Annotated in this window: 10 protein-coding genes; 5 read left to right on the forward strand and 5 right to left on the reverse strand. The window is 69.5% G+C overall.

Features of this window, described 5'->3' with window-relative positions; translation table 11 throughout:
* Window positions 1-58: 58 nt before the first annotated feature.
* The 4 genes from O2L52_RS18090 to O2L52_RS18105 all read left to right on the forward strand — a co-directional run bounded on the left by O2L52_RS18090 (window position 59) and on the right by O2L52_RS18105 (window position 4,332).
* The gene (locus O2L52_RS18090) at window positions 59-442 is read left to right on the forward strand and encodes a VOC family protein (RefSeq protein ID WP_270117225.1); all 384 of its coding nucleotides are present in this window, start codon (window positions 59-61) and stop codon (window positions 440-442) included.
* Between the two features lie 24 nt (window positions 443-466).
* A complete protein-coding gene (locus O2L52_RS18095; protein WP_270117227.1) occupies window positions 467-865 on the forward strand; it encodes a VOC family protein in 399 nt (132 codons plus the stop codon).
* A gap of 180 nt (window positions 866-1,045) precedes the next feature.
* Window positions 1,046-3,091: a cellulase family glycosylhydrolase gene (locus O2L52_RS18100; RefSeq protein WP_270117228.1), complete on the forward strand. Its 2,046-nt coding sequence runs from the start codon at window positions 1,046-1,048 to the stop codon at window positions 3,089-3,091.
* 356 nt (window positions 3,092-3,447) lie between these two features.
* Complete coding sequence (locus O2L52_RS18105) at window positions 3,448-4,332, forward strand: peptidoglycan-binding domain-containing protein (protein WP_270117229.1); 885 nt, start codon at window positions 3,448-3,450, stop codon at window positions 4,330-4,332.
* 132 nt (window positions 4,333-4,464) lie between these two features.
* On the opposite strand, the gene O2L52_RS18110 is transcribed toward O2L52_RS18105, so the two are convergent.
* The 5 genes from O2L52_RS18110 to O2L52_RS18130 form a co-directional block, all read right to left on the reverse strand.
* The gene (locus O2L52_RS18110; protein ID WP_270117230.1) at window positions 4,465-5,196 is read right to left on the reverse strand and encodes an arginase family protein; all 732 of its coding nucleotides are present in this window, start codon (window positions 5,194-5,196) and stop codon (window positions 4,465-4,467) included.
* A 223-nt stretch (window positions 5,197-5,419) separates the two neighbouring features.
* The gene (locus tag O2L52_RS18115; protein WP_270117231.1) at window positions 5,420-6,640 is read right to left on the reverse strand and encodes a S8 family peptidase; all 1,221 of its coding nucleotides are present in this window, start codon (window positions 6,638-6,640) and stop codon (window positions 5,420-5,422) included.
* 309 nt (window positions 6,641-6,949) lie between these two features.
* Window positions 6,950-8,137, reverse strand: a complete 1,188-nt coding sequence (locus tag O2L52_RS18120) for a S8 family peptidase (protein ID WP_270117232.1) — start codon at window positions 8,135-8,137, stop codon at window positions 6,950-6,952.
* A gap of 233 nt (window positions 8,138-8,370) precedes the next feature.
* Window positions 8,371-9,927: a S8 family serine peptidase gene (locus O2L52_RS18125; RefSeq protein ID WP_270117233.1), complete on the reverse strand. Its 1,557-nt coding sequence runs from the start codon at window positions 9,925-9,927 to the stop codon at window positions 8,371-8,373.
* Window positions 9,928-10,332: 405 nt separating this feature from the next.
* Window positions 10,333-12,117: an ABC-F family ATP-binding cassette domain-containing protein gene (locus tag O2L52_RS18130; RefSeq protein WP_270117234.1), complete on the reverse strand. Its 1,785-nt coding sequence runs from the start codon at window positions 12,115-12,117 to the stop codon at window positions 10,333-10,335.
* A 335-nt stretch (window positions 12,118-12,452) separates the two neighbouring features.
* Here O2L52_RS18130 and O2L52_RS18135 point away from each other — a divergent pair, with 335 nt between their 5' ends.
* Complete coding sequence (locus O2L52_RS18135) at window positions 12,453-14,300, forward strand: ABC transporter ATP-binding protein (RefSeq protein WP_270117235.1); 1,848 nt, start codon at window positions 12,453-12,455, stop codon at window positions 14,298-14,300.
* Window positions 14,301-14,307 lie beyond the last annotated feature (7 nt).

Consider the following 14,307-nt stretch of genomic DNA (forward strand, 5'->3'; position numbering starts at 1 on the left):
GCGCCCTGCGGCCGTAAAGCTCTCGCTGGCGGAAGGCGTTTCTGGCAGACTTCCGGGCATGGTCTCCGTGCTGCAGAATGTCGCGATCGACTGCGCGAACGCTTATGAGCTGGCGCAGTTCTGGAGTCAGGTGTTCGACCGTCCCCTGCATCCGGAGGACAGGCCCGGAGACGCGGAGACGGAAGTGATGCTGCCGGGCGGCCCGGCGATCTTCTTCAACCAGGTGCCGGAACCGAAGACCGCGAAGAACCGGCTGCACTTGTGCCTGCGGCCGAAGACCACGCGCGAGGCGGAGGTTGAGCGGCTTTTGAGTCTCGGCGCCACCCTCGTCCACGATCGCAGGCGAGCGGACGGCACCGGCTGGGCCGTGCTCGCCGACCCTGAGGACAACGAGTTCTGCGTCCTCAGCGGCGACGGCGACCGTGAAGCGACAGTGGCCTAGGGGCGCTTCGAATAGTCTGGTGGGATGGGCATGCCACGACTCACGTTGAACGCCATCACCATCGGTGCACCCGACCCGCTCGCGCTCGCCGACTTCTACGCCCGCCTCCTCGGCCGGACGGTCACCACCGCATCCGAGCCCGCGCCGGGTGAGCCGCCCGAGGCCGGGTGGGCGCAGATCGCATCGGACGGGCCCGGCTTCGCGCTGAACTTCGAGTACGAGCGGCGCTGGCGGGCGCCCGTCTGGCCCGCCGAACCGGACCGGCCGTTCGCGACTCAGCATCTCGACGTCCAGGTCGACGACCTCGATGCCGCGGTCGCGCACGCCGTCGCCCAAGGCGCGACCCTCGCCGAGACGCAACCTCAATCCGACGTCCGGGTCCTCTTCGACCCGGCCGGTCACCCCTTCTGCCTGTACCTCTGAGCCCGGGTCGCAGGGGCGGCCCCGCTCGACAAAACGAGCACAACGGTTTCGAACCGCGAAGATCGATATATTGACAAAGTTTAGACACCCAACTTAGTCTGATGTCGCACAAGGAGATCGACCCCCCCTCCTGCGGTGATCGCCGCGCCCTCTCGGAATTCACCTTCCCCAAGGAGAGCCGTGAAGACTTCAGACACCATCCATAGAAGACGGCTGCGCCTCGGCGCGATCGCCGCAGCAGCAGTCACCGCCCTCACCGCAGGTCTCATCGGCGCCTCCGGCGCCCAAGCGGCCCAGGGCTGCGAGGTCGACTACCGGGTCACCGGCCAGTGGTCGGACGGCTTCAACGCGAACGTCGAGGTCACCAACCTCGGCGAGCCCGTCGACACCTGGGACCTGGAGTGGACCTGGGCCGACGGCCAGCGCGTCACCCATATGTGGAACGCCGAGGACAAGAGCAAGGCCGCCTCGGCCAAGGCCTCCAGCCTCGGCTACAACGCCTCTCTCGCGACCGGCGGTTCGACGTCGTTCGGGTTCTCCGGCTCGTGGTCCGGCGCGAACACCGAGCCCGCCGAGTTCCGCCTCAACGGCCGCCTCTGCGACGGCACCGTGGACGAGCCGCCGGCCTACGACACGGCCATGGAGCAGGTCGCGGCCATGCAGCCGGGCTGGAACGTCGGCAACACCCTCGACGCGCTCGGCGGTGAGACCGGCTGGGGCAACCCGCTGATCACCGAGGAGCTCCTCCAGACCGTCAAGGCCGAGGGCTACAACTCGCTCCGGCTGCCCGTGACCTGGGACGAGAACCTCGGCCCCGCACCGGACTACACGATCGACCCGGCGTGGCTCGACCGCGTCGCCGAGGTCACCGACATGGCCCTCGCGAACGACCTGCAGGTGCTGCTGAACATTCACCACGACTCGTGGATGTGGTTGAGCGCCATGCCGACCGACCACGACGGTGCGCTCGCCAAGTACGAGGCGATCTGGACCCAGATCGCCGAGCGGTTCAAGGACTACCCGGCGGAGCTCTCCTTCGAGAGCATCAACGAGCCGCAGTTCACCGGCACCGAGCCCGCGGAGGGGGACGTGCTGGTCGACGAGCTCAACGTCGCCTTCCACGAGATCGTCCGCGGTTCCGGCGGGAACAACGAGGACCGGCTCCTGGTGATGCCCACGCTGGTCACCAGTGCGGACCAGCCGCAGCTGGACGCGCTCAAGGCGACCATCGACTCGCTCGACGACCCGATGATCGCCGCCACGGTCCACATGTACGGGCCCTGGCCCTTCAGCGTCAACATCGCCGGGGGCACGACCTACAGCGAGCAGGTCGAGCAGGAGATCACGTCGACCTTCGAGCGCGTGCACGCCACCTTCGTGGCCGACGACATCCCGGTCATCATCGGTGAGTGGGGCGTCCTCGGCTACGACTGGACGCGCCCGATCGTCCCCTCCCAGCAGTACGGGGAGCTGCTGAAGTTCTTCGAGGGCATGATGTTCCAGGCCCGGGACAAGCAGATGACCTTGATGCTGTGGGACGCCGGCTCGTACCTGAACCGCGACACCCTCGAGTGGCGCGACCCGCTCATCCAGTCCTACATGGATTCGGGCCTGACGACGCGTTCGGGCACGGCCTCGTTCGACTCGATCTACGTCGAGAAGGTCGGGACCATTACGGACGAGTCGCTTACATTGCACCGCAACGGTCTTGAATTCGAAGGTCTGTGGCAGGGGAGCACAGAGCTGGCCGAGGGCGCCGACTACACCGTCACCGGCGACACGCTGACCCTCACCGCCGCCGCGCTGACCCGTCTCGCGGGCGACCGCGCGTACGGGACCAACGCGACGATCGAGGCGCGCTTCTCTGACGGTCTGCCGTGGCAGATCCACATCATCAGCTATGACACGCCGGAGCTCTCGGACGCGTCCGGGACCACGAGCTCATTCGCGATCCCGACGGAGTTCAACGGCGACCGGATCGCGACCATGGAGGCGAAGTACGCGGACGGCACCTTCGCCGGGCCGCATGACTGGACCTCCTATAAGGAGTTCTGGGCGACCTACCGGCCCGATTACCCCGCGGGCTCGATCGGCCTGACCGCTGACTTCTTCAACGCGGTCAGGGAAGGCGAGGCTGTCACTCTGACGTTCCACTTCTGGGGCGGCGGGACGGTCGACTACACGGTCACCAAGACCGGCACGACTGTGACAGGCACTTCCGCTTAGGCGGCAATCGAGAAGGCGGCGTGGGTACTCGAGTGCCCGCGCCGCCTTTTTCGACTGGGCAGATCTCGGCTGGGCCGTGTTTGGGGCCGGGCCGGCGTCGAGGCCGGGACCTCGGTCCAATGCCGAATCACGGGACCGCCAGTGGCCCTTGCGCGTCGCTCGGCGGAGTGCTCAGCGTGTCGGCCCGTGCGCGGGGTGTGCAGAAAAGCGGGGGTTCGGATGAAATCTCCCCATGATGAAGTTTTGTTTCACCGCAGTACTTCTCAACGAAAGAATTCTTCGATATGGTTCCGTGACACGACAGATGTCGCGTCGATCACCCCTCGGTGCGAAGCTCCTGGAAGGGACCCGAACAGATGACCTCCCAACCGTCCGAAACACCCGACACCCGCTCCCGGCGCTGGCTGCTGCGCCGCGCCATCATGGCCGCCGGCGGCATCGGCGCCGCCACCGTTCCCGCCGTGTTCACCGGGAACGCCGCCCACGCCGCCACGGCCGTCGACATGGAGCTCGTGCTCGTCGCCGCCATGGTCGACCCGCCGAAGTCCGGCACCGGCACCACCCTGACCGCCGGCCCGCACGTCAAGGTCGTGGAGCAGGCGCTCGACGCCAAGAACTTCCTCGCCGCGGGCTCAGTGGACGGCCACTACGGCACCACCACCATCAGCGCCTACTCGGCCTACCAGAAGTCCTTGGGCTACACCGGACTCGACGCCAACGGCATCCCCGGTCCGACCTCGCTCGCGAAGCTCGGGTCCGACACCGGCCTGTTCACCGTGACCCGCGCGATCAATGTCGGGTCCAGCACGGACTCCTACGGCGGCAGGCGCGTCAACACCCGCACCAGGAACATGCTGGCGGCCGCCGACGCCAAGATCTCGTGGAGCATCACGCTCACCCAGGGCTCCTACAACACCGGCAACCCCAGCTCGGCAGGGACGCACGACGGCGGCGGGGTCGTCGACGTGAACGTCGGTTCCATGACGGCGACGCAGCGCTGGCAGACGGTGAAGGCGATGCGTGACGTCGGCTTCGCGGCCTGGCTGCGCACCCCTGAGCAGGGGTTCAGCTACCACATCCACGCGAATGCGGTGGGCGACACCGACATGTCGGGTCCCGCGCAGGCGCAGGTGCACGACTACTTCTACGGCAAGAACGGCCTGGCGAGCCACGCCGCCGACAACACGCCGTCGGCATATCGAGGTACCTTCACATGGTGGGAGAAGTACAACCGCGGTTAGCGCCGCCTGAAGCCGAGCCGGCCGGTCGCGCCCCCGTGGACCGGCCGGCTCTCCTCTCACCACGTCAGACGCGCAGGGGCGCAACGGGAAGGGCGCCGTCCGATCCGGACGGCACCCTTTCGTCGTGCTCGGTCAGCTTGCGGCGGTGACGAGGTCGTCGATGAGCTTGCGGACCTCGAGCGGCGCCTCGGAGCCGGGGTGCCAGGTGCAGGCGATGGTCATGGCGGCGACGCGGCCGGTGGCGAGGATGCGCAGGGCGGTGTCGCGGATCTGGTCGGGGGTCGGGCCGGGGGTGACCGGGTAGCGCAGGCCGGGGACGGTGTCGGCGTCGATGACGTCGAGGTCGATGTGGAGGTAGACCGGCCCTTCCGGGGCGGTGGCGTGGGCGACGTCCGTGTGGGTGATCGCGCTGCCGGCGAGGTACTCGGTCTCGGGCGCGTCGAGGTCGCGGGCGTCGACGAGGACGATGCGCTCGGGCGGGACCGGGGTGAGGCCGGTGGTCGCGGCGATGGCGGGGTCGCCGTCGCCGAGGAGGGTGCGCAGCACCATGCCGCCGGGGTAGCCGGAGGCGCTGCTGGCCGCCGTGTGGAGGTCGCCGTGGGCGTCGAACCACATGACGGACGGGTCGATGCCCTGGCGCTGGAGTCCCGCGACGACGCCGATGGCGACGGTGCAGTCGGCGGTGACCACGATGGGGCGCTTGGCGGTGGCGACGGCGTCGCCGACGAGGTCGTAGAGGTCGGCGATGCGGGACCAGAAGGAGCCGTCGGGCAGGTCCTTGGTCACGACGCGGTCGGGCACGACCGGGAACTCGTCGTCGGGAAGGCGCTCGTCGAGGTGGTAGGGCACCAGGAGCACGGTCATCGTCAAGCCTCCAGATCTCGAACGCGATGGCGGGCGTGGCCTGAGCCATTATTACCGGAAAGCGGCCGTCGCCTACAAGTCTCAGTGGACTGTTTCACGGCCGCGCGCGGGAGCCGCCAGGCGCGCCGGGGCGCGGGGTGCCGGAGACGGGCGTTTCGCCCCGGGCGCGGCGAAGGGCCAGAGCGTCGCCGCTCCGGCCCCTGATCGATGCGCTCCCGGGGTGCTAGCCGAGGAAGGCGGTGTTCAGCAGCAGGTTGGGGCTGCCGTTCGGTTCGGTCACGACGTCCGCGAGGGCGCCGCCGGTGAGGGCGGTGGCGACCTCTGCGGGCGTGGCGCCCGGGTTCGACTCGAGGAACAGGGCGGCGACGCCCGCGACGTGCGGGGCGGCCATCGAGGTGCCCGAGATGGTGTTCTCCGCGTCGGTCGCGTCGATCCACGCGGAGGTGATGCCCACGCCCGGCGCGAAGATGTCGACGCACTCGCCGAAGTTCGTGAACGAGGCGGCGGCGTCGTCGTCATCGGTGGCGCCCACGGTGATCGCGCTCGGCTCGGAGCCCGGGGACACGTTGCACGCGTCCTGGCCCTCGTTGCCCGCGGCGATCGCGAAGGTCACGCCCGACTCGACCGCGGCCGCGATGGAGTCGTTGAGGGCCTGGCTGAACGAGCCGCCGAGGCTCATGTTGGCGACGGCCGACTCGCCGGCGTTCGCGGCGACCCAGTCGATGCCGCCGATGATCGCGGCGTACGAGCCGGAGCCCTGGCAGTCGAGGACGCGGACCGGGCGGATCGTGACGTCCTTGGCGAGGCCGTACGTGGAGCCGCCGATGGTCCCGGCGACGTGGGTGCCGTGGCCGTGGCAGTCGGCCGGGTCCGCGTCGTCGTCGATGAAGTCGTAGCCCTCGCCGATGCGGCCCGCGAACTCCTGGTGCTCGAGGTTCACGCCGGTGTCGAGCACGAACGCCTCGACGCCCGCGCCGGACTGGGTGTACTCATAGGACTGGTCGAGGGGGAGCGCGTCCTGGTCGACGCGGTCGAGGCCCCACGACGGCGGGTCGGCCTGCACCTCTGAGGCGTGGGCCCACTGGTTCTGCTCGACGTAGGCGACCGCGTCGTCCGCGGCGAGCTCGACCGCTTCGGCCTCGCTCATCTGGGCGACGTAGCCGTCGACGATGCCGAGGGTGTCCTCGACGTCGACGTTGACGCCGAGGTCGTCGGCGAGCGCGTCCAGGCCGCCTGCCGCCTTGGCGCCCTGGTCTTCCATGACGACGATGTACTCGCCGGCGATCGCGTCGGGGGAGTCGGCGCCGATGATGTCACTGGCGTCGGATGCCGGGATCTCTGCTGCACCTGCGAATGCGGAGGCCGCGATGAGCGAGCCTCCGGCCGCCGCGGCCGCGATGCCGATCGCGGCGGCGGCGCGGATGCGCCGTTTCGTTCCTGCCATAGGAACTCCTTCGGTTGTGCGGGGCGTCCGCCTGCTTGGGGGCGGCCGTCCCCGGGGGGAGGGTGGTGCGGACCGGCGGGCGCGGACCGGACGGGGGCCCGGTCCGCTTCACCCGTCCGGGCCCCAGCGGCTCTGCGACGGGCCGTCAGGCCCTGGCTGTGAGCGTAATCTCTAGAACAAACTGTGTAAACCCCCCGAATCACATCAATAGATCAGTGAATGAGCAAATCCAGCCTTTGGTCTAAAAGGGATAAACAGAGCGAGGCCTTGCGCTTACAGAGCGCAAGGCCTCGCGGGTCTTCGAGTGGGTTACAGGGTGTAGAGGAGGCGGTTCGGGCTGCCGGAGCCCGCGCCGGTCACGACGCCGGTGGTGGCGTTCCCGGTGATCCAGGAGGCGACCGCGGAGGTCGACGCGCCCGGGTTGGCCTGCAGGTACAGCGCGACCGCGCCCGCGACGTGCGGGGAGGCCATCGAGGTGCCCGAGATGGTGTTGGTGGACGTGTTGCTGGTGCGCCACGCCGACGTGATACTCGAGCCCGGCGCGAACACGTCGAGGCAGGAGCCGAAGTTGGAGTAGCTGGCCCGCGCGTCCGTCGAGGTCGTCGCGCCCACGGTGATCGCCGCCGGGGCCGAGGCCGGGGACACGTTGCAGGCGTTCTGGTTCTCGTTGCCGGCCGCGACCACGAAGGTCACGCCCGAGTTCACCGCGGCGGTGACGGCGTTGTTCAGCGCCGCCGAGTACCCGCCGCCGAGGCTCATGTTCGCCACGGCCGGCTTGATCGCGTTGGCCGCGACCCAGTTGATGCCGTTGACGACCCCGGCGGTGGTGCCGGAGCCGGAGTTGTTGAGCACGCGCACGCCGTGGAGCGTGACGTCCTTGGCCACGCCGTAGATCGTGCCGCCGATGGTGCCGGCGACGTGGGTGCCGTGCCCGTTGCCGTCCTGCGGGGTCGAGTCGTTGGAGACGAAGTCGTAGCCGTTGCCGACGCTGCCGGTGAACTCGGTGTGCGTGGCGTTGATGCCCGTGTCCACAATGTAGGCGTGGACGCCGCGGCCGGTGTAGTTGTACGTGTAGGTGCCCGACAGCGGCCGGTTGCGCTGGTCGATCCGGTCGAGGCCCCAGGTCGCGTTCGCCTGGGTCGCGCTGATCGAGACGACCGCGTTCTGCTCGACGAAGGCCACGCCGTCCTCGGCGGCGAGCTCTTTCGCCTCGGATTCGCTGGCCTCCATGAGGAACGCGTCGACCTCGCCGAAGGTCTCGACGACCTCCTCGCCCTCGATGCTCTTGACGGCGGTCGAGACGGAGGTGCCGTCCTCCAGGACGACCAGGTACTCGCCGGCGATGGCGCCCGCGGCGTCCTCGCCGACGATCTGGCCCTGCGCGGGACGCGCTTCAGCGGCGGTGGCCGTGAACGAGAGTGCGGTGAACGCGGCGACGCCGATGGCGGCGGCCGCTACGGATCTGTGCTTGCCTGAAAATCTGTGCTTGCGTGACATGGACATCGGGTCCCTTCGGGTGGTCCGGGCCGGTCCAGGGCCGGGACGGGATGAGGATGGCGGGAATCGGCACGGCTGGCGCCGTCGAGGATCGGAGCTCATTGGGTGCGGGGCCGCGGTCCGGGCCCTGGCGCCGCCTCCCGGCGGGCGACGGCTCCAGGTCGCCCTACCGGGTCGCGGCGCGACGGGGAGGGCCCGCCCGCGGTCACCCGCTATTCAGTTGTGCGGGGGAGTCAGAGCGCGAGGGTCCAGGAGTTGAGCGTCCCGGTGTCGCCGGAGTAGGCGTCCACGATGCGCAGTGTCCAAGTGCCCGTGGCGGTCTCACTGGAGAGGTTCACCGGGTAGGTGGCGATGACGTTGTCGGCCGAGTCCCCGCTCGAGGAGGTCTTGAGCGTGTAGCTCGTGCCGTCGGGGGCGATCAGGTAGATCGCGAGGTCCCCGCGCCAGGTGTGGCTGATGTTCACGGCCACGGTGCTGTTGCTGCGGGCGTTCCCGTCGCAGCTGAGCGCCTGGGTCGAGTTGACCGTCGCGCGGTCCGCGATCGCGGTGGCCGTCGACTTGGTCGCGGTGCAGTCGCTCGGGTCGGGGTCGGGGTCGGTGCCGCCGCCGGTCCCGGTGTACAGCAGCAGGTTCGGGCTGCCCTGGACGTCCGAGATCTTGTTCTCACTCGCATTGCCGGTCACCCAGGAGGCGACGGCGCTGGTGGAGGCGGACGGGTTGAGCCCCAGGTAGACCGCGACGGCTCCGGCGACGTGCGGGGAGGCCATCGAGGTGCCCGAGATGGTGTTGGTGGCGCTGTTCGAGGAGTGCCAGGCGGAGGTGATGTTCACGCCGGGCGCGAACACGTCCACACAGGACCCGAAGTTGGAGAAGTAGGCGCGGACGTCGGCGTTGTCGCTGGCGGCCACGGTGATCGCGGCGGGGGCCGAGGCGGGGGAGACGTTGCAGGCGTCCTGGTCCTCGTTGCCGGCGGCCACCGCGAAGGTCACGCCGGAGTTCACGGCCGCGGTGACGGCGTTGTTGAGGGAGGCGGAGTAGCCGCCGCCGAGGCTCATGTTCGCCACGGCGGGCTTGATCGCGTTCGTGGCGACCCAGTTGATGCCGTTGACGACCCCGGCGGTGGTGCCGGAGCCGGCGTTGTCGAGGACGCGCACGCCGTGCAGGGTCACGTTCTTCGCGACGCCGTAGGTCGTGCCGCCCACGGTCCCGGCGACGTGGGTGCCGTGCCCGTTGCCGTCCTGCGGGGTCGCGTCGTTCTGGATGAAGTCGTAGCCGTTGCCCACGCGCCCGGTGAACTCGGTGTGGGAGGCGTTGATGCCGGTGTCCACGATGTACGCGTGCACGCCCGAGCCGGTGCCCAGGTACTCGTAGCTGTTGCTCAGCGGGAGGTTGACCTGGTCGATGCGGTCGATGCCCCAGGTGGCGGGGGACTGCACGGCGTCGATGGAGACGACGGCGTTCTGCTCGACGAAGGCCACGCCGTCGGCGGCGGCCAGTTCGAGCGCTTCGGATTCGGAGGCGTCGACGAGGACGGTGTCCACTTCGGCGTAGTCGTCGATGACCGACGCGCCTGCGTCAGTGGCGATCTCGTCGGCCTCGCGGTAGGCGGAGGCGTCTTCCAGGACGACGAGGTACTCGCCGTCGATGGCGGTGGGGGAGTCGGCGCCGACGATCTGGGCGACCGGATCGGCCTGCGCGGCAAGGCCGCCGAAGGCGACCGTGCCGAGTGCCGCCACGCCCGCGAGGGACGCGGCCGCAATGCGGCGAAGGGAAAGTTGCGAGACAGTCATAGGGGTGGAACTCCCTCTCGGTTCAGACGGCTGATGCGCAAGGGATCAATGGGGCGCATTGCCGCACAGGGCGCGGTTCGGTGGAACCGGTCCCTTTCGGTCTTTCATCCTGAGGTTAGGGAAATCACAATGAATTGTGAAGACCCTGGAAGATGCCCATAAATCACTGAATGAAGAGTCGGTTACCAACCGGTATGGGAGCGTTCGGAACCGCTAGAATATTCGGCTCCGTTACGAAGTCGCGACGCAGCGAAGCCGCCGCGCGCAGCCTCACCGCAAATCGTGAACCTAAGGGGCGCAACGCAAAACGGTGCAAATCCGCGAGGAGTTCCAACCGCGGCAGCGATTCTCAGCGCAGCTTGCTCGCCGCGACTATGAACCGCATGTGAAATGGTGTCGAGGACCTCAGTCCGCGAGCTCCATCCAGCGCTCTTCGATCTCGTCCCGCTCCGTCTCGAACGCGGTCACCTGGTCCTGCAGCTCACCGAGTTTCGCCGGGTCCGTCGCGTGCTCGGCCATGTCCGCGTACAGGCCCGCGATCTTCTCCTCGACCTTCGCCAGGCGACGCTCGAGCTTCGACAGCTCCTTCTGCGTCGCCCGGTCCTCGGCGGCCGAAGACTGCGGCGCGTTGCTCGGGCCCTTGCTCTTCGCTTGCGGCGCAGCGGACTTGTCCGCGCGGCGCTCCAGGTACTCCTCGATACCGCGCGGCAGGTGCCGCAGCTTGCGGTCGCCCAGCAGCGCCCACGTCTCGTCCGCGACCCGCTCGGTGAAGTACCGGTCGTGGCTGACCACGACCATCGTCCCCGCCCAGTCGTCGAGCAGGTCCTCCAACTGGGTGAGCGTCTCGATGTCCAGGTCGTTCGTCGGCTCGTCGAGGAACAGCACGTTCGGCTCGGCCATGAGCAGCCGCGCCAGCTGCAGGCGCCGGCGCTGCCCGCCCGAGAGGTCGCGCACGAACGTGCGCTGCTTCCCGCCCAGGAAGCCCAGGCGCTCGGCGAGCTGCCCGGCCGACATCTCCTTCTTGCCCAACTGGACCCGCTTCGCGACGTTCTCGATCGCCTCGAGCACGCGCCAGGAGCCGTCCAGGTCCTCCATGTGCTGCGTGAGCCACGCCAGCTTCACCGTGCGGCCCACCTTGACGCGGCCCGCCGCGGGCTGCACCTCGTCGAGCGCGTTCGCGAGCGTGCGCAGCAGCGAGGTCTTGCCCGCCCCGTTCACGCCCAGGAGCCCGACCCGCTTGCCCGGGCCGAGGATCCAGTCCAAGTGCTCCAGCAGCGTCTGGTCGCCGGCCTTCACCGTGACGTTCTCCGCCTCGAACACCGTCTTGCCCAGGCGCCCGGTCGCGAAGCTCACCAGCTCGGCGGTGTCGCGCGGCGGCGGCTCGTTAGCGATCAGCTCGTTCGCCGCGTCGACGCGGTACTTCGCCTTCCCGGTGCGCGCCTTGGCACCCCGGCGCAGCCACGCGAGCTCCTTGCGCATGAGGTTCTGGCGCTTCTCCTCGGCCACGCTCGCCTGGCGTTCGCGCTCGGCGCGGGCCAGGACGTACGCCGTATAACCGCCGTCGTACTCGAACACGTTGCCGCGCTGCACGTCCCAGATGCGGTCGCAGATCTCGTCGAGGAACCACCGGTCGTGCGTGACGACGATGATCGCCGCCCGCATCGAGTTCAGATACGAAGCGAGCCAGGCGATCCCCTCGATGTCGAGGTGGTTCGTGGGCTCGTCGAGCAGCAGCAGGTCCGCGTCCTCCGAGAGGACCCGGGCGAGGTCGACGCGGCGGCGCTCGCCACCGGAGAGCACCCCGATCCTGGAGTCCAGCCCCTCCGGGAGCACGGGCGCGTCGAGGCCGCCGAACAGGCCGGTCAGGATCTCGCGGACGCGCGGGTCGCGGGCCCACTCGTGGGCGTCGGCGTCACCGAACAGCTGATCCCGGACGCTGGCGTCGTCGCGGAGGCCGTCGGTCTGGCCGAGCACGGCGATGCGGGTGCCGCCGGTGTGCACGACGCGGCCCGAATCGGGCTCGTCGGCCCGGGCGATGAGGCGCAGCAGCGTCGACTTCCCGTCGCCGTTGCGGCCGACAACGCCGACGCGCTGGCCTGCGGCGATGCCGAGGGAGACCGCGTCGAGGACCACCTGGTCGGGGTAGGCCTTGGAGACGGTTTCGAGGTTGACGAGATTGGGCGCTGACACGAGGCACAACACTACCCGCGGTGCCGAGCGGCCGAAGGAGAGCCGGGTCGCGGCAGTGACGGGCCCGGACTGCCCGACCTTGCCTGGAGCGAATGCACCTGGGGTTCGACGCGACAGTTCGATCACCTGACACGCCCGAGCGCGGGGGTCGCCGGGCGCGATGATGTCGTACCCCTCTGTCACCCTTGATGTTTCGGGGGCCCGAAAATCTCGCTTTCGACCTCCTTTGCCATGCCCTCCAATCGCCTCGCGTCCCCGAGCTGGGGATTGCGAGCGTTTACCGACTCCGCTATGGTGTCAATGAAAAGTCATCGTGACGTCATGAACGGATTCATATGACACCCCCGAATGCCAAGTCGGTGCGCTTCGAGGCCGGCCGGGCCGTGCTCGCGGTCGCGCGGCTCCTGCCGCAGATCAGCCGCCCCCGGACCGCGCTCTTCGCGGTCACCACGGTCCTGGTGGCGGCGCTCCCGCTCGCCATGACCGTCGCCACCGGCCTCCTCATCGGCGCCGTGCCCGACGCCGCCGAGGCCGGGCCCGGTTCGCCCGAAGCCCGCTCCGCCTACCTGCTCCTGGCCGCGGGCGTCACCGCGCTCCTGCTCGGCCGCCTCGCCGACAACGTCCACCGCGCCAACGCCTACAACCTCGGCCGCGAACTCGAGCTGCTCCTCCAGGACCGCCTCGTCGCCGCCGTCGCCCGGCCCACCGGGATCGCGCACCTCGAGGACGACCACGTGCTCGCGCTCCTGCGCATCGCCCGCCAGCTCGGCAGCGACCACGTCCGGCCCGAGCGCGCCATCCGCGGGCTCGCGGCGATCGCCCCCGAGTTCCTCGCCGCCGCCGGGGCGTCGATCGTGCTGTGTTTCTTCAACGTCTGGGTCGGCCTCGCCTGGCTCGTGGCCTGGCCGCTGATCTTCATCGCCATGCAGCACGAGTACACGCGGGTCGGCAAGACCGCCTACCTGCGCTCCACCGAGATGCGCGAGAGCGAGTACATGCGCGACCTCGCCGTCACCCCCGAGCCCGCCAAGGAGATCCGCGTCTGGGGCCTCATGGGCTGGCTCCTCGAGCGGTACGACAACCAGTGGGCCGACCGGTTGGCGTACTCGGGGCGGTTCCTGCGCCTGCGCGCCCGCACCGCCGTCGGCGTCATCGGCGCCCTGCTCGGGCTCACGGCCGCCACCGCGCTGCTGCTCGTCCAGTCGGGCCTGGACGGGGCCGTCGGCTTCGCCGCGCTCTCGGTCTACCTGGTCGCGCTGACCACGATGTTCAACTTCACCGCGTTCGACGACGTGGCCGCGTTCCTCGCGCTCGGCTCGCTGCCCGTGCCGAAGGCCCTCGCACTCGAATCGGAGCTGGTCGCCGACGAACGCCCCGTCACCGCCGAGCTCCCCGCCGCCGCACCCGAGCGGTCGGTGCGGTTCGAGAACGTCGACTTCGCCTACCCGGGATCCGAACGGCCCGTGATCGGCGGGCTCGACCTGGAGATCGAGGCCGGGACGTCCCTGGCCGTGGTGGGCCACAACGGGGCCGGCAAGACCAGTCTCGTGAAGCTCCTCGCCGGGCTCTACGAACCCACCGGCGGGAAGATCACTGTGGACGGTGTCGACCTCGCCGGGGTCGACGCCGGCGCCTGGCGCACGCGCCTCTCGGCGCTCTTCCAGGACTTCACCCGGTACCAGCTCACGGTGCGCGACAACATCACCCTCGGGGCCCCGCACCTGGCCGGCGACACCGAGCTGATCTGGAAGGCCTGCGAGCCCATGGGGATCCGCGCCCTGATCGACTCGCTCCCCAATGGACTCGACACCGTCCTGTCGAGCGAGTACAAGGACGGCACCGACCTCTCCGGCGGCCAATGGCAGCGGATCGCCCTGGCCCGCGCCCTGTTCGCCGTCCAGGCCGGTGCGAAGATCCTCATCCTCGACGAGCCCGCCGCCGCGCTCGACGTGCGCGCCGAAGCCGAGCTCTACGAGCAGTTCCTCGACATCACCGCCGGTCTCACCACGATCGTCATCTCGCACCGGTTCTCGACGGTGCGCCGCGCCGACCGCATCGTCGTCCTCGACGGCGGCAAGGTCGTCGAGGACGGCGGCCACGACGACCTGATGCGCCTCGGCGGACGCTACGCCGAAGCGTTCACCCTCCAAGCCAACCGCCTCGCCCGGTCCCCCCTCGCATAGGAGCTCC

The organism is Glycomyces algeriensis, assembly GCF_027622855.1.
GTDB lineage: Bacteria > Actinomycetota > Actinomycetes > Mycobacteriales > Micromonosporaceae > Glycomyces > Glycomyces algeriensis.